This is a genomic window from Hymenobacter sp. FMD4, assembly GCF_058932745.1.
This window is the reverse complement of record NZ_JBZYWH010000019.1, coordinates 26259-46454: the sequence shown is the minus strand read 5'-3', so window position 1 is coordinate 46454 and position 20196 is coordinate 26259. Positions and strand designations below refer to the sequence as shown.

Annotated in this window: 12 protein-coding genes; 11 read left to right on the top strand and 1 reads right to left on the bottom strand. The window is 61.7% G+C overall.

Translation table 11 applies throughout. The annotated features are described in order from the left end of the window. The first annotated feature begins 187 nt into the window (after positions 1-187). The 3 genes from AC5FXY_RS16185 (at position 188) to AC5FXY_RS16175 (ending at position 6093) form a co-directional block, all read left to right on the top strand. Positions 188-2824, top strand: coding sequence for a pectinesterase family protein (locus AC5FXY_RS16185; protein WP_493557741.1), 2637 nt, complete (start codon positions 188-190; stop codon positions 2822-2824). A 160-nt stretch (positions 2825-2984) separates the two neighbouring features. Next, a complete protein-coding gene (locus tag AC5FXY_RS16180) occupies positions 2985-4580 on the top strand; it encodes a glycoside hydrolase family 43 protein (RefSeq protein ID WP_493557740.1) in 1596 nt (531 codons plus the stop codon). Positions 4581-5013: 433 nt separating this feature from the next. Further along, positions 5014-6093 (top strand): T9SS type A sorting domain-containing protein, encoded by a 1080-nt coding sequence (locus AC5FXY_RS16175; RefSeq protein ID WP_493557739.1) that lies wholly within the window; start codon positions 5014-5016, stop codon positions 6091-6093. 204 nt (positions 6094-6297) lie between these two features. On the opposite strand, the gene AC5FXY_RS16170 is transcribed toward AC5FXY_RS16175, so the two are convergent. Continuing rightward, the gene (locus tag AC5FXY_RS16170) at positions 6298-7338 is read right to left on the bottom strand and encodes a LacI family DNA-binding transcriptional regulator (protein ID WP_493557738.1); all 1041 of its coding nucleotides are present in this window, start codon (positions 7336-7338) and stop codon (positions 6298-6300) included. A gap of 275 nt (positions 7339-7613) precedes the next feature. Between AC5FXY_RS16170 and kduD the strand changes: the two genes are divergently transcribed. The 8 genes from kduD to AC5FXY_RS16130 all read left to right on the top strand — a co-directional run bounded on the left by kduD (position 7614) and on the right by AC5FXY_RS16130 (position 20154). Beyond that, positions 7614-8384, top strand: coding sequence for a 2-dehydro-3-deoxy-D-gluconate 5-dehydrogenase KduD (gene kduD / locus AC5FXY_RS16165; protein WP_493557737.1), 771 nt, complete (start codon positions 7614-7616; stop codon positions 8382-8384). A 94-nt stretch (positions 8385-8478) separates the two neighbouring features. Further along, positions 8479-9297, top strand: coding sequence for a 5-dehydro-4-deoxy-D-glucuronate isomerase (kduI, locus tag AC5FXY_RS16160; RefSeq protein WP_493557736.1), 819 nt, complete (start codon positions 8479-8481; stop codon positions 9295-9297). Positions 9298-9334: 37 nt separating this feature from the next. After that, positions 9335-12613 (top strand): SusC/RagA family TonB-linked outer membrane protein, encoded by a 3279-nt coding sequence (locus AC5FXY_RS16155; protein ID WP_493557735.1) that lies wholly within the window; start codon positions 9335-9337, stop codon positions 12611-12613. A 27-nt stretch (positions 12614-12640) separates the two neighbouring features. Beyond that, the gene (locus AC5FXY_RS16150) at positions 12641-14512 is read left to right on the top strand and encodes a RagB/SusD family nutrient uptake outer membrane protein (RefSeq protein WP_493557734.1); all 1872 of its coding nucleotides are present in this window, start codon (positions 12641-12643) and stop codon (positions 14510-14512) included. Further along, a complete protein-coding gene (locus AC5FXY_RS16145) occupies positions 14512-14859 on the top strand; it encodes a cupin domain-containing protein (protein WP_493557733.1) in 348 nt (115 codons plus the stop codon). Before AC5FXY_RS16150 ends, AC5FXY_RS16145 begins: the two co-directional genes overlap by 1 nt. A 36-nt stretch (positions 14860-14895) precedes the next feature. Beyond that, entirely contained in the window at positions 14896-16941 is a 2046-nt protein-coding gene (gene pelA, locus AC5FXY_RS16140) for a pectate lyase (RefSeq protein WP_493557732.1), read from the top strand. A 10-nt stretch (positions 16942-16951) separates the two neighbouring features. After that, the gene (locus AC5FXY_RS16135; protein ID WP_493557731.1) at positions 16952-18478 is read left to right on the top strand and encodes a tagaturonate reductase; all 1527 of its coding nucleotides are present in this window, start codon (positions 16952-16954) and stop codon (positions 18476-18478) included. A gap of 23 nt (positions 18479-18501) precedes the next feature. After that, positions 18502-20154, top strand: coding sequence for a UxaA family hydrolase (locus AC5FXY_RS16130; RefSeq protein ID WP_493557730.1), 1653 nt, complete (start codon positions 18502-18504; stop codon positions 20152-20154). The last annotated feature ends 42 nt before the right edge of the window (positions 20155-20196 follow it).

Below are 20196 nucleotides of genomic sequence, written 5' to 3'. Positions count from 1 at the left end.
CTAGCCAAGTTGCCTCGACCTGCGGCCCGACCCTAGAGCCGGAGGTAACGGCCCGGCCGGGCGATGCGGTGGGAGCCGTTGGCAACGTTCCCGACATCGTTTGCGCAAATAAAGCCAGCAGGCAGCTCTGATTTGGCTGCTCGAACGCACTACTATTAAGTACGTTCCCATCCTTCTTAATCATTCGATGACCCCAACGTTTACCCCTAGCCACCGCTTCGGCGGGGCCCTTCGGCAGTGGTACGTGTGGTGCCTGCTGCTGCTGACTACAGCACTCGGCCACGCCGCCCAAGCCCAAACGTACGACGCCGTGGTGGCTGGCGACGGCACCGGCAACTTCCGCACCGTACAGGCCGCCGTCAACGCGGCGCCTACGGGCCGTACCACGCCTTACACCATCTTCATCAAAGACGGCAAGTACCGCGAGAAGATTACGGTGCCTTCCAATAAGCCCTTCCTGCAGTTCATTGGTCAGAGCGTGTCCAATACCATCCTGAGCTGGGACGACTACTCCGGCAAGCCCATGCCCGGCGGTGGCACCTACGGTACTGCCAACTCGGCTTCAGTGACCATCAACGCCACCGACTTTTCGGCTCTGAATATCACCTTCGAAAACACCACCGGGGACGCGCCGCAGGCCTTGGCCATTAACGTGAATGCTGACCGCGCCGCCTTCCGCAACTGCCGCTTTCTGGGCGGACAGGACACGGTGCTCACCAATGCTTCCGGCAACCGGCAGTTCTTCAAGGACTGCTACATCGACGGCACCGTGGACTTCATCTTCGGCGGTGCCATTGCCGTGTTCGAAGGCTGCGTGATTTACCCCAAAGCCCGCCAGGACGGCACCGGCCTGGGTTACATTACGGCCGCCAATACCGCGGCTGGCCAGACCTACGGCTACGTGTTTCGCAAGTGCATCATTGCGCCGAACCGCGGCACCACCACCTACTTGCTCGGCCGCCCTTGGCAGAACTCCACCGGCAGCAGCCCCGTGGCTCACAACAAGACCGTGTTTCTGAACACCACCATGGCTACGGGCGTGGTACGCTCCGTAGGCTGGGCTACTTGGGACGCGGGCACCAACACCAGCCTGATTACCTACGCCGAGTTCCGCAGCCGTCGCTTCGATGGAGCGCTCGTCAATACCAGCCAGCGTGTGGCCTGGTCGCAGCAACTGGCCGTGGCCGATACGGCCGCTTACACCCGCGCCGCCGTGTTTGGTACCTGGGACCCCTGCACGCAGTTTCCCGCCATTTGCCCCTCCACGGCCCGCGAAATTGCGGCCACCAACTTCCGCGCCGTCCGCGGTGCCAGCACCAGCACTTTCACTTGGAATGCCAGCTGGGCCATTCAGCAGGTGAAGTACGAGCTGTTCCGCTCGGCTACGCGCAACGGTACCTACACCAAGCTGAGCGAAGTGGTAGCGGCCAACGATACTACCTACAACTTCCAGCTGACTGACGCCGTGCCGGCCGCCGGCAGCGCCTACTATTATTACCTGCGCGCCTCCAAAACCGGCCTTGCCACCCACCTCACCGATACCGTGGAAGTATCGCGCGTGCCTACCGTGACCACCACGGGCAGCCTGGGTAGCTTCACGCAGTACGCCGGTGCTCCTTCGGCCGTGCGCACCTACGTGCTGTCGGGGGTAAACCTGACCGGCAACGTAACCGTGACGCCGCCCGCTGGCTTTGAGATTTCCGCTAACGGCGGCACCGCTTGGCACACGGCCACTTCGCCGCTGATCCTGACGGCTACCAATAACTCGGTGGCCAATACCACCATCAGCGTGCGACTGAACGCGGCGGCCGTGGGCGCTTACAGCGGCAACATCACGCACACCAGCGCTGGCGCTAGCGCCGTCACGGTACCCGTGACTGGCACGCGCACCAATGCCGCCGCACCCGTATCGGCGCCGCTGCAGTGGTGGCCGCTCTCGCGCAACAACCAGGACAGCGTGGCCGTACGGGCTTCGCAGCTGGCCGCCAGCAGCATCACCTCGCCCAAGCTTTTCGTCTCGAATGGCACCACGGTGGCTGCTTACCCAGCTTACTCGGCCCGCTACGGCATGGCCTTCGGAGCCAGCGCCAACGGCGACGGGTCCTGGGGCACCGGAGCGCCGGTAAACGGACCGGGCGGCAACCTCAATCGCCGCTTCTACCAGCAACTCACCGTAACGGCCACCAACGGTGCTGTGCGCCTCGATTCACTGCTGCTCTGGTCGGCCTTTTACAACACCAACAGCAATACGCGTCTGGCGGTGGTGTACTCGCGCAGCGGCTTTGTCTCTGACTCCACCGACGTAGCGGGTGGCATGGGCCCGGGTGGCTCGCTGAACAGCACCGCCAACGGCGCTTTCGCAACGCCTATCGTGCTAAACAACCAGAACTCGGGCACCAACCAGACTTACCGTCTGACCTTGGCTGGTTCCTCCGGCGTACTGCTGGCCGCCGGCCAGACGCTCACCATCCGCCTCTACTACAGCTGCGGCAGCGGCAGCGCCGGCCGTTACGGCCTGCTCAAGGACGTGGTGGTGAAAGGCGAGGCCGGTATCGTCAACAGTGCCCAATCGGCGCGGGTTGCCGCTTTGCTGTCGGCTTACCCGAATCCGGCCGGCGAGGCGCTGACCCTGACGCACCCGCGGGCCGACCGCGCCGGCAGTGTCACGCTCTATGCCTTCGACGGCCGCAAAATCGCCACCTTCGACTGCCAGCCTGGCGCGGTGCAAACGCCGGTGGAACTACGCCAGCTGCCGCAAGGCACCTACTTGCTACGCTACCACAGTGCTACCGAAACCCTGAACACGAAATTCATCAAACGCTAACCGCCCCAGGGCCAACAGCGGCGTCGGAACTCCGGCGCCGCTGTTTTGGCTTTTACGGCCGCTTACCTCGCTGACGACCTTGCTAGTACCCTGCTTTCCTGCGTTGCCCTGCCTCTTGTTTCGGCGCTTGTGCCTCGGCGCTTCGCTAATGTGCGGACTGATGACTGCTCAGTCCGCGACTGCTCAGTCGGCTAATCTATCGAAGGTGTGGGTGCCCGACCTCGGCAACGGCACCTACAAAAACCCGGTGCTCTACGCCGATTATTCCGATCCGGACGTGGTGCGCGTGGGGGCCGATTACTACCTCACCTCATCGAGCTTCAACTCCGCGCCGGGCCTGCAGATATTGCACTCCCGCGACCTGGTCAACTGGACCATCATCAGCACGGTGTTCAAGCAGCAGCCACCCGTGGCGCGCTACCGCGAAGTGCAGCACGGCAACGGCGTGTGGGCCCCCGCCATCCGCTACCACCGCAAGGAATTCTACATCTACTACCCCGATCCGGACCTGGGCATATTCATGACCAAAGCCAAGGACCCCGCCGGGCCGTGGTCGGAGCCGGTGTGCGTGAAGGAGGCCAAAGGCTGGATTGATCCGTGCCCGCTTTGGGACGAAGACGGCCGCGCTTACCTCGTACACGGTTTTGCCGGTTCGCGCGCGGGCATCAAGTCTCTGCTGGCCATCAGCCCCATGAGCCCCGATGGCACCCAGCTCATCGGCGACGACGTGCTGGTGTTTGATGGGCACAACGGCCACCCCACGGTGGAAGGGCCAAAAATCTACAAGCGCAACGGCTACTACTACCTCTTTGCGCCGGCTGGCGGCGTGAGCACCGGCTGGCAGCTGGTGCTGCGCTCCAAAAACGTGTATGGCCCCTACGAGGAGCGCATCGTGATGGAACAGGGCAAGACGTCGATCAACGGTCCGCACCAAGGCGCCTGGGTCGATACCAACACCGGCGAAGACTGGTTTCTGCATTTCCAGGACCAGGGCGCGTACGGCCGGGTGGTGCACTTGCAGCCCATGCAGTGGAAAAATGACTGGCCCATCATCGGCGAAGACCCCGACGGAGACGGCAAGGGCCAACCCGTGCTGACCTACCGCAAACCCCGCGTAAAAGGCCCGACGCAGCCAATAGCCACGCCCGCAACGTCGGATGAGTTCAGCGCCAACCAACTGGGCCTGCAGTGGCAGTGGCAAGCCAATCCGCAGGATTACTGGGCGTACCCCAACGGCCCGCAGGGCTACTTGCGCCTTTACTCCGTGTTACTGCCCGAAGGCTTCAAAAACTACTGGCAGGTGCCCAGCCTGCTCATGCAGAAGCTGCCCGCCGAGATATTCACGGCTACCACCAAGCTCACCTTCAGCCCCCGCGTGGAAGGGGAGAAGCTGGGGCTGATGATGATGGGCTTGGACTACGCTTACATCAGCCTCACCAACCAAGGCGGGCAGCTGCAACTCAGCCAAGCAGTATGCTCGAACGCCGACAAGCTCGTGCCCGAAGTCACTACGGCGCCCGTAACCGTGCCCGCGGCTCAAGCCAAGCAACCCATCTACCTGCGCGTAGCCGTGGCCGCTGGCGCCAAGTGCCAGTTTAGCTACAGCCTCGACGGGCAGACGTTCCAGCCGCTGGGCCAGGAGTTTCAGGCCCGCGAAGGCAAGTGGGTAGGGGCGAAAGTAGGGCTGTTTTGCTCACGGCCGACCAAGTTCAACGACTCCGGCAGCGCCGATGTGGATTGGTTTCGCATCGAGTAAGCTCTTGCTCGAAAGTCGTGGCCAAGGGAAGCCGGCGAAATGGTAATTATTGGCTTACCGCGCACAGTGGTGTGAGCTAAACCGGTGGATTGGAGGCAGCAGCTCTATTGGTAAAGTACCAACCTCGGCCATTTACCAAACGAGCTGACTGCTTTCAAGGTATTTCCTCCCGGTATGAGGAAGCTATTGGGTTAGTAAAACGGCTTCAATGTGCTCTAAACGTTGAGAAAAGCCCTGATAACCTTCGGAGTTTCAGGGGAGCAAACGCAGGAGAGTACAGGCAGGATCTGGGCAAGATTTCCTTATGGCAACGTTCCCGGTAACGTTTGCATAAATTAATATTATTCTAATCTTTCTCTAACACGTCTTATTGAGAACATTAGTATGCCCACTAAGGCTAACATTCCCACTCACCTGTTTCCCGTTCTTCGTTATGAACAAATCTTTACTTATCGGTGCTGCCCATAACCTGCGCCGCACCCTGGCTCTGGCTGCCATGGTAGCACTCGGGGCTGCTGGCACTGCTTCGGCCCAAACGGCCACTCCGGTAAACCTCGTCTGGTCGCTGCGCGTCAACAACCAAGACAGCGCCGCCGTGCGCTCTTCCAACGTGACGGCCACCACGCCTACGCTCCGTCGCCTGGTACCTTCCAACAACCAGCCCATCAACGACAACGGCACTACCCGCGCGGCCGTGCCTACCTATTCGAGCAAATACGGCATGGCCTTCGCACCGGTAGCCGATGGCAGCGGCTGGAATAGCAGCCTCGGCGGCCCCGGTGGCACCGTGAACCGTCGCTTCTACGTGCAGTTCGTGGTTAACCCGACGGCCGGCTCCACCGTGCGCGTCGATTCGCTGATTGCCAACACTTCGTTTCTGCTAACGGCTTCCAATACGACCCTGGCCGTGGCATATTCGCGCTCAGGCTTTGTAAGCGACTCCACCGTGATTACCGGCGGCCGCGGCCCGGCCGGCAACACCGTAGGCGGCGGCTTCCCGGCCCTGCCCAACACGACGCCGCCCACTCCCGCCGATGGCCCTGCGCCCATTCCGCTGTCGCAAGTGAATACCACCACTGGTAACGTAGCCACGTACCGCCTGGCCCTGAACGCCGCCACTGGTGTGACGGTAACGGCTCCGCAAACCCTGACGATCCGCCTGTACTATAGCTGCAGCGCCAGCGCGGCCAACGCTTCCCGCTACGCCCTGCTGCGCGACGTGCGCATCAAAAGCACGCAGGCTGTCGTGAACAGCAACAAGGCTGGCAAAGCTCTGGCCCTGGGTATGTTCCCGAACCCTGCCCAAAATGAATTGGTGGTAAACCACGGCACTAGCCGCTCGGAAGGCCGCATCAATGTATACGCCGCCACCGGCCAGAAAGTAGCTTCGTACGTGGCTCGCCCCAACGCCGTGGAAACAACCGTATCGGTAGCTGGCCTGGCCAGCGGCATGTACCTAGTAGAATACACCGGCAACGACACCCGCGCTGTATCGCGCCTGGTGAAAGAGTAGCCTCCGCTACCAAACGCAAAAAGCGCCGCCGGATTTGCCCCGGCGGCGCTTTTTGCGTTGACAGAATAGGGGAGTTTGTCAGGAAGAGTGCGACTGATCCACCATCTGTCATCCTGACGCAAGAAGGACCCTACCACGCCAACACGCAAATGTGCCGACGTGGTAGGGCCCTTGCTTCGTCAGGATGACGCTTCCCAATAAGCTTTAAGCCTGTTCCGCTGCGGTCTTATTCACCGGGCGCGTCGACTCGCGCACTTCCAGGTGCGAGGGAATCACGATGGTGCTGGGCGGAGCGGCTTTTAGCTTCCGCTCGATAAGTTCAATAAGGCGCTCGGCGGCCATCTGACCAATTTCCTGCGCGGGCTGCACCACCGTGCTCAGTGAAGGGGAGAGCAGGTCGGCCACGTTTAGGTTGGTAAAGCCGATGATGGATACCTCCTCCGGAATAGCCACTTTGCGCTGCTGCAGGGCCGCCAGCGCCCCCAGCGCCAGGCGGTCGGAGGCGGTGAAAATGGCATCGGGCCGGGGCGACTGGCTCAGCAGGCTCTCGATCATGGCGTCGGCCTCGTCGGGGCCGAAGGTGCCGTAGCGCACCAGACTTTCGTCGTACTCCAGACCATACTGCTCCAACGCAGCGCGGTAGCCCGCCAGGCGCTCCTGCGTGATGGACATCCACGGCGGAATGGTGAGGTGGGCGATGCGCCGCCGCCCGGCTTTGATGAGGTGCTCCGTGGCTGCAAACGAGCCGGCGTAGTTGTCAGCCACCACTTTGGTGGTGTGCAGTTCCTCCGATACGCGGTCGAACTGCACCAGCGGTAAGTTGCGCTGCAGCAGTTCCTGCAAGTGGCTTACTTCGGACGTCTCGCTCGAAAGCGAAATCAACAGCCCGTCGACCTTTCGGGCCATGGCCTGCTGCACGTTGGCCACCTCCCGCTCGTAGGACTCGTGCGTCTGAAAAATGATGACGTGGTAGCCGCGGTTGTAGGCAATGGCCTCAATGCCGTTGATGGCCTGCGAAAAAAAGTAGTTGGCAATTTGTGGTACGATAACGCCGATGGCCCGCGAGCTGCTGCCCTTCAGGCTGAGCGCAATCGGATTGGGCCGGTAGTTCAGCTTTTCGGCGTACTCCATCACCAGCCGCTTGGTCTCCGGATTGATTTCGTAACTGCCTCGCAACGCCCGCGAAACCGTGGAAGTGGAGAGGTTGAGTGCCCGGGCTATGTCTTTGATGGTGACGTTTTCCAAGAGGAAAGCTGGTTAAAGTACAATTGAATGCAGCGGCTAGTTAGCAGTTTTTTTTGAGTTTGAAACTGAGAAAGCGCCGTGGGTTGGTGACGGAAAATCGGTGAGAACAAGCAGCTGAGCCAAATGGCAACGTTCCCGATAACGTTTGCATAAATAAACTTCGGGTAATGCTTCCATTTACCAGCTAGGCTATGAAAATTAACAATCATGGCGCTAGCAGCTGATGCCGCTCAGAGCATGAATGTTCCCGAAAAGTTAACAACCCTTCGCAATTAATGAACTTCGCCTCTTCCTTCAGTCTCGCCGGCAAGCTGGCCCTCGTTACCGGATGCACCCGCGGCATCGGACAGGCCATGGCCGTCGGACTAGCCGAAGCCGGCGCCGACATCATCGGCGTGTCGGCCTCGTTGGCGAAGCAGGGCTCTGAGACGGAGCAGCGGGTGCAGGCCCTCGGCCGCCAGTTTCACGCCTACCAGGCCGACTTCAGCCAGCGTGAGCAGGTGGACGCTTTCATCCGGCAGGTGCAGCAGGACTTTCCGCGCATCGACATCCTGATCAACAACGCCGGCACCATCCGGCGCCAGCCCGCCGCCGAGCACTCCGATGAGTTCTGGGACGAGGTGCTGACCATCAACCTCGATGCGCCGTTCCGCCTGGCCCGCGCCATCGGGGCGCAGATGCTGCAGCAAGGTGCTGGCAAAATCATCTTCACGGCTTCGCTGCTCACCTTCCAGGGGGGCATCACGGTGCCGGGCTACGCGGCCAGCAAAGGCGCCATCGGCAGCCTGGTGAAGGCGCTGGCCAACGAGTGGGCGGGCCGCGGCGTGAACGTAAATGCCATCGCGCCGGGTTACATCGCCACCGACAACACCGAAGCCCTGCGCAACGACCCCGACCGCTCTCAGAGCATTCTTGGCCGCATCCCGGCCAACCGCTGGGGCACCCCCGACGACTTCAAAGGCCCTACGGTCTTCCTCGCCTCCGCTGCCGCTGACTACGTGCACGGAACCATCCTAACCGTCGACGGCGGCTGGATGGGGCGCTAGCAGCGAATGGTGAAGTGGTGAATAAACCACTCCTCACGGCTGCTACCCGCCCCGCTGACAACTCACAAGTTCACACCTCACCCTTCCTCCTTTGATGCTCACACGTTACGCCTGCAGTCCCCGCGAAACCGCCGCCATGAACACGGATCAGTTGCGGGAGAATTACCTGATCGAGCAACTTTTTGTGCCCGGGCAGGTGACGCTGGTGTACACGCATTACGACCGCATGATTGTGGGGGGCGCTACGCCCGCTGCCGGCGCGCTCAGCCTGCCGTGCCCCGGTGAGCTGAAAGCAGAGTTTTTCCTGGAGCGCCGCGAGTTGGGCATCCTGAACGTAGGCGGCGCAGGCGAAGTGGTAGTTGACGGTACCACTTACCGCCTCGATAATCAGGATTGCCTATATGTGGGCAAGGGGGCGAAAGACGTGCAGTTCAGCGGTGCCGAGGCCCGCTACTACCTGTTGTCGGCGCCGGCGCACAAAGAATACCCCACCACGCTGCGCACGCAGGCCGAGGCCACGCCGGTGGAAATGGGCGCGCTGGAAACGGCCAATCACCGCACCATCTACAAGTACATCTACGCCGAAGGCATCCAGAGCTGCCAGCTGGTGATGGGCCTAACGCAGCTTAAGCCCGGCTCGGTGTGGAATACCATGCCCTCGCATACGCACACCCGCCGCATGGAAGCCTACCTGTATTTCAACCTGCCCGCCGGCCAGCGGGTGCTGCACCTGATGGGCGAACCGCACGAAACGCGGCCCTTGTGGGTGTCGAATGAGCAAGCCATCCTTTCGCCGCCGTGGTCCATCCACACCGGCTGCGGCAGCTCGGCCTACGCCTTTATCTGGGGCATGGCCGGCGAAAACCGCGAATACACTGACATGGACCCTGTAGCGCTGGACGAGCTGCGCTAGCCTCTCATCAGCCTTTGATTCCCACATCGTTCTTCCCATGAAAAAACATCTATTACTGGCCGGGTCGCTGCTGAGCGTCGCGATTGTGGCCAACGCCCAGGAGAGCCGCCGCGTGACGGGCGTCGTGCGCTCCGCCAAGGGTGAAGAATTGCCCGGTGTAACCGTGGTGGTGAAAGGCACAACCAATGGGGCTACTACCGACCCGGAGGGCAAATTCAGCCTGAACATACCCGGGAACGACGCCGTGCTGCGCTTCAGCTACATCGGCTTTGTGGCGCAGGACGTGCCAGTGGGCAACCGCGCAGACCTGACGGTGACCATGCTGGAAGATGCCAAGGTGCTTAACGACGTGGTAGTTATCGGTTACCAAGAGGTGCAGCGTCGCGACGTGACCGGCTCGGTATCGTCGGTGAGTGCGCAGCAGATCAAAGACATTCCGGTGAACTCCGCCGCCGAAGCCCTGACCGGGCGCCTGGCCGGTGTGCAGCTCACCTCGGCGGAAGGTGCGCCCGGCAACCAGAACGTGCAAGTGCGCGTGCGTGGCGGCGGCTCCATTACCCAGGACAACTCGCCGCTCTACATCGTAGACGGTATTCAGATTGAAAACGCGCTGAACGTCATCGCGCCCCAGGACATTGCCTCGGTGGACGTGCTCAAGGACGCTTCGGCCACGGCTATTTATGGTGCCCGCGGCGCCAATGGCGTTATCATCATCACCACCAAGAAGGGCCTGGAAGGCAAGACGGTGGTGACCTACAACGGCTTCGTGGGCGTGCGCAAAATTGCCCGCACCCTCGACGTGCTCAGCCCGGATGATTACTTGAACTACCAGTTTGAGCGCGCCAGCCTGATCGGCAACGCCGCGGGTGGTTTGAGCACGTTTAAAAACCTGTTTGGCAGCAGCAATTTCAACAGCGACACGCTGCAGCGCGCCCGGCAGGCAGCTCCCATCGATTGGCAGGACCGCGCCTTTGGCCGCAACGCTATGCAGCAAACACATAACGTGTCGTTGGCAGGCGGGGTGAAGGGCACCACCTACGCGCTGAGCCTGACCCGCAACACCGAAGATGGTATTCAGCGGGGCTCGGACTACGTGCGTAACCTGGTGAACTTCCGCTTCGATACGAAGGCCACGGAGAAGTTCAGCTTCGGTCTGAACATGCGTTTCAACGACCAGGGAACCACCGGAGCTGGTACGTCCACGACGGGCTCCAACACCACCTCGCGCCTGCGCAACGCGGTGCAGTACATGCCGCTGATGGTGCCCCGCTCCGACGGCACGGTGCAAGATGAATCGGCGTTTGACCCGGACTTCTTCCAGCAGTCGTCGCTGGTCAACCCCATCGTTACCATCGACAACGAGCAGCGCGAAGACAAGCGCCGCACCTTCAACATCGGGGGTACCGCTGCGCTGCAGCTGATGAAGGGCCTGACTTTCCGTACCACCGCCGGTGCCGACTTTTCGACCTTCGGGTTGAGCACCTTCAACGGCCGCTTCTCGCCCACGCTCCGCTCGCCGGCCGGTGGCTACGCCAACATGCCGTTTGCTACCATTACCACCGCTGCCCAGCAGACGCTCAACAACTCGAACGTGCTGGACTACAGCCGCAAGGTAGGTACGCACTCCTTTGGGGTGCTGCTGGGCCACGAGGTGTTCATGCAAACCAACCGCGAGCAGTTCATCCAGACCAACTTCCTGCCGCTGGACATTACGGCGGACCGGGCCTGGGCCAACATCAACCAGGGCGTGCTGCCCGTGGGCCAGTCGGCGCAACCGGTGCTGCCCCAAACCCGCATTGCGCAGAACTTCCGTCTGCTCTCGGGCTTTGGTCGCCTGACCTACTCTTTTGACGATAAGTACCTCTTTACGGGTACTTTCCGTGCCGATGGTTCTTCCAAGTTTGCGCGCGAAGACCTTCGCCGTTGGGGCTTCTTCCCCGGTGCCTCGGTAGCGTGGCGTATCTCGCGGGAAGGGTTCTTCCAGGATGTGGAGGTCGTCAATGACCTGAAGCTACGCCTGAGCTATGGTAAAGCCGGCAACAACCGGATCCAGGACAACCTAACCTTTGGTTTGTTCACACCCGGTGGAGCGCCTTACTCGCTGAACAACACCATCGTGTTGGGCTCGTCGCAAAACCGACTGGCCAATCCTTTCCTGCGTTGGGAGTCGACGACCACCCGTAACGTTGGTATCGACCTGGCCCTGCTCCAGAACCGGATTCAGTTCACCGCCGACGCGTACTACAATACCACTACCGATCTGTTGCTGGAGAAGCCAGTGCCAGCCTTCATCGGCTACACCTCGCAGCAGCAGAACATCGGTAAAACCTCGAACCGTGGTATTGAACTGCAGCTGACCGGCACGGTCATCCAGACCAGCGACTTCACCTGGACGGCTACGGCCAACACCTCGATCAACCGCGGCAAAATCGAAAGCCTGGGCGGCGACCAGCAGGAAATTCCGGCCATTACCTCGGGCTGGGCGGGCTCCACACCCACGCTTATTCCCGACTACGTGGCTCGCGTGGGTCAGCCGGTAGGCCAGATGTACGGGTACGTAACCGACGGCTTCCTTACCGCCGACGACTTCGAAGGCTACACGCCTTCCACCACGCCCGGCTCGCTGGGCAGCTGGGTGCCGCGCCCGGGCCTGGTCAACAACCTGGGCCTGATCGGGGAATCGGCTTTCCGCCCCGGTCTGGTTAAGTTCAAGGACCTGAACGGCGACGGCCGCATCGACGACAACGACCGTACCGTCATCGGCAACGCCAACCCCAAGTTGGTGGGTGGTTTGAACCAACAGTTCACCTACAAGGGTTTTGACGCCAGCATCTTCTTGAACTTCGTGCTGGGCAACGACGTGTACAACGCCAACAAGATCGAGTTTACCTCGAACACGGCTAACACGGCCTACAGCAACGTGCTCGGCATCATGGGCGACCGGTACCGCATCATCGAAGCCGATGGTACGCCCATCACCTCGCTGGAGCGACTGCGCGAAGTCAACCAGAACGCCAACATCTGGACGCCCACCCGCAACTTCGTGCTGCACTCCTGGGCAGTGGAAGATGGCTCGTTCCTGCGCGTGAACAACCTGACCTTCGGCTACACCCTGCCCAAGGCGCTGACCTCACGGGCGAAAGTAGCCAGCCTGCGCTTCTACGTGACGGCCAACAACCTCTACACGTTCACCAAGTACTCCGGCTACGACCCGGAGGTGAACACGCGTCGCAATTCGCCGCTGACGCCTGGCGTTGACTACGCCGCTTATCCGCGCAGCCGCGCCTTCCTGCTCGGCATGAACCTCTCCCTGTAATTCCCACTCGATTCTCCCGTCCCGCATATGAAATCGTTCAGCTTCTTTCGCGCCGCGCTAACTGCTGCGGCCGTGGTGGGCTCCGCTGGTGCACTTACTTCCTGCAAGGATTTTCTGGATGTAGAGCCAGTCGGCCTGAACACGACGGAATATACCTTTAGCACCGTTGACGGGGCCACGGCCGCCGTTATCGGGGCCTACGACCCGCTCTCGGGCGACAATGGCTACGGTACCCGCGTAAGCATGTACTTCCCTTACGACTCCGACGAGATGATCGGTTCGCAGGGAGCTGCCGACGGTGGTCGTCGCAGCATTGCGCGCTACTCTTCCCTCGCTACCAACTCGGAAATCAACAACCCCTGGAACCAGTTGTACCAGGGCGTAGAGCGCGCCAACATCTGCATTCAGCAGATTCCGCAGTCGGCGATTTACAACAACGGCACACCCGCCGATCAGGCCGCCATGCGTCGCCTGCACGGGGAGGCCCTCACGCTGCGTGCCCAGTACCTGTTTGAACTGGTACGCAACTGGGGCGATGTGCCCGTGCAGTTTACGCCGTCGGTATCGGGCCAGGACTTCAACCTGCCCAACTCCGACCGCCAGGCTACCCTGGCCCGCCTCATCGACGACCTGAACACGGCGGCAACGCTGGTGCCGTGGCGTTCGGAGGTGGCCGCCAACGAGCGCATCACCAAAGGCGCCGTGAAGGCCCTGCGCGCCCGCCTCGCCCTGTACCGGGCCGGCTACAGCGCCAACCCCCGCACCGGGGTGATGGAGCGCGCGGCTGACTACCAGGGCTACTACACGATTGCCCGCCAGGAGTGCGCCGATCTGCTTGCCCGCCGTTCGGAGCACACCCTGAACCCGAGCTTTCTGGAGGTATTCAAGAGCATCAACGAAAAGCGCCGCGAAGCCAGCAACGAAATCATCTTCGAAGTAGGCATGTCGACGGCCACTGCGCCCTCGGGCAGCAAACTGGGCTACTACAACGGTCCGCGCCTGCGCAACGCCAGCGGTACGTTCGGAGCTACGCAGGGCGCCGTGACCATTGCACCGCCGTACTTCTACGCTTTCGACTCGACCGACACCCGCCGCGACGTCACGATTACGACCTACGAAATCGGGGCTACCAGCAACTTCCAGTCGGGCGTGCCGCTCAACAACCTCACCGACGGCAAGTGGCGCCGCGATTGGCACATTCCGCCGGTGACGGGCTCAGTAAACTACCTCGATTACAACTGGCCGCTGATCCGCTTCTCCGATGTGCTGTTGATGTTTGCCGAGGCTGAAAACGAGCTGAACGGCCCGACCCAAGCCGCACAGGATGCGCTGCTGGAAGTGCGTGCCCGCGCTTTCGGCGGCAGCCGCAACGCCGCCCTCACCACGCTCACCCGCGCTGGCTTCAGCCTGGGCAGCAAGGCCAGCTTCTTCAACGCCCTCGTGAACGAGCGTTACCTGGAGTTCGGTGGCGAGGGTATTCGCAAGTACGACCTGCTGCGCTGGAACCTGTTTGCCACCAAGATTGCCGAGGTGAAAACCAACATCGAGAAGATGGCCCGCGGCGAAGCACCATACGAAAATGTGCCGCTGTACCAGTACTACCGCACGCCTTCGGCCAGCCCGCTGCAGTGGACGCGCTCCTTCTACCGCCCCTCACCGACGCCCAACACGGCGCCCGCCGGCACCGTGCGCGTAAACTGGCGTCAGTCCATCAGTGCTGGGTACGTAGCCAACACGCGTCCGGCTGGTACGCCCTTCACCTTGGGTACCACCACCGAAACCAGTGCGGGTGCTGGCCTAGCCGCCGAGTACGTGCCCGGCCGCGGCAAAGAGCTGTTGCCCATTCCGCAGGCCACGCTTTCAGCCGATCCGGCCCTGCAGCAAAACTTCGGTTACTAATGCCAACGCCCGAACACGCTACTGCGCTGTTCTGCGCCAGCCACGGGCTCCGCTGGGAGCCCGTGGCTGAGGGCGTGCAGCGGCAGGTGCTGGCTTACGGGCCCGAACTGATGCTGGTGCGCGTGGCCTTCGAAGCTGGGGCTGTGGGCGCAATGCACGAGCACCCGCACGCGCAAACCAGCTACGTGGAAAGCGGCGAGTTTGAATACACCATTGGCGGTGAAACGCAGGTACTAGGCCCGGGCGACAGCTGCTTTGTGCCGGGCAACACCCAGCACGGCACCACCTGCCGGCAAGCGGGCGTGCTGCTGGATTCCTTTAGCCCCATGCGGGCCGATTTTGTATAACCCTTCCGCCGAGCGGAGAAAAACTAAGTGCGCACGATGATGCAACTGTGGCTGAAGAAATTGCTGTCTGGGGTAGGCCTGACCCTGGTGACTTGCCTGGCTGCGGCCCAGCAAATCACTGTGGCTGCCGATGGCTCCGGCCAGTTTCGCAGCATTCAGGAAGCCGTGAATTCGCTGCCAGCCCACGCAAGCGAGCAGCGCGTCATTCGCATCAAGAAGGGTACCTACCGCGAGCAGGTATTCATCGATGGCAAAGACCACATCACGCTGAAAGGCGACAACCAGAAGAACACCATTCTGACCTTTGCGCTGGCCCGCGACCAATACCGCTGCCAGGGCAACACCGACGACTGGGGCGTGGCCACGCTGAACCTGCGCAACGCGCCGGACATCACGCTGGAGAACCTGAGCATCATCAACAGCTATGGGTTCGAAGCTACCGGTGACGTGACCATTTCGTGCCCCACGGAAGCTTCGGGCGAAAAGAAGGTCAGCAAAACCGGCCACCAAATGGCGCTACGCACCTTCGCGGGGGCCACTCGCCTGGTGGCGCGCAAGTGCACCTTCCGCGCCTTCGGCGGCGACACCGTTAGCCCCTGGGACACGGAGGCGGGCATGTACTACTTCAAGGACTGCATCATGGAAGGCGGGGTAGATTTCTACTGCCCGCGCGGCTGGGCCTATGCCGAAAACGTGCGCTTTATCTGCCACAATACCTCGGCCGCCATCTGGCATGACGGCTCCGGCAACCGCGAGTCCAAGACGGTGCTGAAGAACTGCTCCTTCGAGGGCGACAACGGCTTCAAACTGGGCCGCTACCACCGCGAGTCGCAGTTTTACCTGATCGGCAGCAAGTTTGCCGCGAACATGGCCGATGCCGATATCTACCACGCGCCCTCCGGACCGGGCACGCCCGCCTGGGGCCGCCGCGTGTACTACAGCGGCAGTAAGCGTACGGGCGGCAACTTCCCCTGGATGGCCGATAACCTGCACACCGCCGCCGGCGCGCCCACGGCCAAGCAAATCACCGCCGCCTGGACTTTCGACGGCCGTTGGAATCCCGAAGGCAAGCAGTCCAGCGCCCCGGCCGTACAGGCCGTGACTATCGACAGCACGGCCGAGAAGATGCTGGTGTACCAGCGCAGCATCGGTGGCTGGCCCAAGGCAGTGGGGGAGGTGAAGGTAGACTACAAGCGTCCGCTGACTGCAGCTCTGAAAGCCGCTACCCTCGACGACGCCAACCGCAACGACGCCACCATCGACAACAACGCCACCACCCGGGAAATCGAGTACCTGGTGGGCGCTTTCAAAAAGACCAACAACCCGGCTTACCGCAAGGGCGCCGAGCGTGGCATCCGCTACCTGCTGCAGATGCAGCACAAGAGCGGCGGCTTCCCGCAGTTTTACCCCGACAGCAGCAACTACCGCGGTCAGATAACCTACAACGACGACGCCATGGTGCGGGCCTTGTGGATGCTGAAGGCCGTGGCCGAGCAGAAGGGCGACTTTGCCCTGATCGACCACACGCTGGTGCCGCTGGCCAAGCAGGCCGTGCAGCGCGGCATCAGCTGCATCCTGCGCACGCAGTACGTGCAGAAGGGCAAGCTCACCGCCTGGGGCGCTCAGCACGACCGTCGCACCTTTCAGCCGGTGAAGGCCCGCGCTTTTGAGCTGCCTTCGCTAAGCGGCATGGAAACGGTAGGCATCCTGGAGTTTTTGATGGCCGTGGACAACCCGACGCCCGAAATCAAGAAGTCGATCAAGGCCGCTGTGACGTGGCTGGAGGAAGTGAAGATGCCCGGCTACACGGTGAAACTCATCGACGATGCCAAGCAGCCCACCGGCCGCGACCGGGTAATCGTGCCCGAAGCCGGATCCAACCTCTGGGCCCGCTTTTACGACCTGGAAACCAACAAACCGATTTACGTCGGTCGCGAGGGGGTGAAGAAGCCCAACCTGGCCGATATCGAAAATGAACGCCGCGCGGGCTATGCCTACGCCGGCACCTGGCCCGAAAAAATTCTGGCCAAAGCATACCCCAAGTGGCAGGCCAAGTGGGAGAACGGAAAGAGCGGATTATAAGCAAACGACTATGAGCTACTTGTCTCGCGCCCTCGCGTTGGCAGAAGCCAGCCCTGCGGTGAGCATGCCCAGTGCAGCCCTGCAGAATCTACCCGAAAAAGTGCTGCAGTTCGGCACCGGCGTGCTGCTGCGCGGCCTGCCCGACTACTTCATCCACAAAGCCAACCAGCAAGGCATTTTCAACGGCCGGGTGGTAGTAGTGAAGTCGACGGACGGCGGCGACATCAACGCCTTCACGCGCCAGGACGGCCTGTACACGCTTTGCATCCGTGGCATCGAAGACGGTGCGCAGGTAGAGGAAAACATCGTCAGCTCGGCCATCAGCCGGGTGCTCTCGGCCAAAAGCCAGTGGGCCGAGGTGTTGCGCTTCGCCGCCAGCCCCGATCTGCAGGTGGTGATTTCCAACACCACCGAAGTCGGCATTCAGCTGGTGCAGGAAGACATCCACCAGGGCCCGCCGCAGTCCTTCCCCGGCAAGCTGCTGGCCGTGCTGTACGCCCGCTACAAAGCCTTCGATGGCGATAAGTCCAAGGGCCTCGTTATCGTGCCCACAGAACTGGTTCCCGATAACGGCTCGAAGCTGGAAGCTATTCTGTTGGAGCTGGCTCACCGCAACGGGCTCGAAATCGAGTTCCTAGACTGGCTGGAGTCGGCCAACCGCTGCTGCAACTCGCTGGTGGACCGCATCGTGCCGGGCCGCCCCGACGTGGGCGCTTACAACGCGCTGACCGAGGAGCTGGGCTACGACGACGACCTGCTCACCATGTCGGAGGTGTACCGCCTTTGGGCCATCGAAGGCGACGAGAAGGTGCGCGAGGTGCTCTCGTTTCAGCAGGCCGATAAGGGCGTGATTATTCAGCCCGACATCAACGAGTTCCGCGAAATGAAGCTGCGCCTGCTCAACGGCACGCACACCTTGAGCTGCGGCTTGGCCTTCTTGAGCGGCTTCGACACGGTGCGCGGCGCCATGGACGACGAGGTGTTCGGCTCTTTTATTGGTCACCTGATGCTGGGTAATCTGCTGCCAGGCATTCCGTACGCGGTGGACGAGGCCAAAGCCCGCGACTTCGGCCGGCAGGTGCTGGACCGCTTCCGCAACCCCTTCATCGAGCACCGCTGGCTGGCCATCACGCTGAACTACACGGCCAAGATGCAGATGCGCAACGTGCCCACGCTGCTGCACTACTACCAGCAGCGCCACGCCGTGCCACAGAGCATCGCGCTGGGCTTTGCAGCGTATCTGCTGTTTATGCGCGGCACCCACGAGCAGAACGGTACCTGGTACGGCGAACTGGGCCACGAGCAATACCCCATTCAGGACGATAAGGCCGGCTACTTTGCTGAGCTGTGGCAGAAGCAAAGCCCGGCTGAGCTGACCACCACCGTGCTGCACAATCAAAACCTGTGGGGCCACAACCTCGCCGCATTGCCAGGCTTTGCGGCACAGGTAACCGAATACCTGCAGCAGATGCTGGACCAGGGCGTATATGTCGCCGTGGCCACGTTGCTCAACAATCAGGTGCTGGTAGAAAAATAAGCTGCCCACGGCAGCTCCCAACGATGAAACATCAAGTAGCCCGAATACACCCCGCCGACAACGTACTGGTAGCCCTGCAGGATCTGCCGGCCGGTACGCCCATTACCTGGGAAGGCGCCACCATTACCACCGCCGCAACTATTCCAGCCAAGCACAAGCTGGCCATGCAGGCTTTCGCGCCCGGCGACGCCGTGACCATGTACGGGGTGCTGGTGGGCAAAGTGCGGGAGAGCATTCCGCTCGGCGGCCTGCTCACTACCTCCAACATCAAGCACGCCACCAACAGCTTCGACCAAAACGGCTCGCACCGCGCCTCCTGGCCTGTGCCCGACGTAACGAAGTGGCAGGAGCGCACCTTCATGGGCTACCACCGCTCCGACGGGCGCGTGGGCACCTCCAACTACTGGCTGGTAATTCCGATGGTGTTCTGCGAAAACCGCAACATCCAGGTGTTGGAAGAAGCCTTGGTAAACGACCTCGGCTACGCCCGCCGCAAGTCCTACCAGCCCCAGACGCAGGAGCTGATTCAGTTGATGCAGGCTGGCAAGTCGGTAGAAGAAATTCTGCAAGTTGACTTACAAACGGCCCTCGAAGGCCATCAAAAACCCAAGCTGTTCCCAAATGTGGACGGCGTACGCTTCCTGACGCATGAAGGCGGGTGCGGTGGGATTCGGCAGGATGCGCAGACGCTCTGCGGCCTGCTCGCGGGCTATATTACCCACCCTAATGTAGCCGGCGCCACCGTGCTTAGCCTCGGTTGTCAGAACGCGCAGGTAAGCATGCTGCAGGACGAAATCCGCAAGCGCAGCCCGCACTTCGACAAGCCACTTTACGTACTGGAGCAGCAGAAAATGGGCACCGAGGAAACCCTCGTTAGCACCGCCCTGCGGCAGACGTTTGTGGGTTTGATGCAGGCCAACACGGCCCAACGCCAGCCCGCTCCGCTCAGCAAGCTTTGCATTGGCTTGGAATGCGGCGGTTCCGATGGCTTCTCCGGCATTTCGGCCAACCCGGCCGTGGGCCACGTGTCCGATATGGTAGTAGCTCTTGGCGGCACTGTCATTCTCTCCGAGTTTCCGGAGCTGTGCGGCGTAGAGCAGGAGCTCGTCGACCGCGCCGTGGAGCCGGCCGTAGCGGAGCGCTTCAGCCAGCTGATGAAGGCCTACGGCGACTCAGCCGTGGCCGTGGGCTCGGGCTTCGACATGAACCCGTCGCCCGGCAACATCCGTGACGGCCTGATTACCGACGCCATGAAATCGGCCGGTGCGGCCCGCAAAGGTGGCTCTTCGCCGGTAGTAGACGTGTTGGATTACCCCGAACTGGTGACCAAGCCCGGTCTGAACCTGCTCTGCACTCCCGGCAACGACGTGGAATCTACCACGGCGGAAGTGGGCTCCGGCGCTACGGTGGTGCTCTTCACCACCGGCCTCGGCACGCCCACCGGCAACCCCATTGCCCCGGTGGTTAAGATTAGCTCCAACACCGCGCTGGCCAAGCGCATGCCCGACATCATCGATGTGAACACCGGCACCGTCATCGACGGCGAAGAAACCATCGAGCAGGCCGGCGAGCGGATTCTGGACTACGTCATCCGCGTGGCCAGCGGCGAGGAAGTAGCCGCCGTGCGCCTCGGTCAGGCCGACTTTATTCCCTGGAAACGCGGCGTTTCGCTGTAATCAACAGAACAATAATTCCCCTCTTCAGCTGAGGAGGGGAGT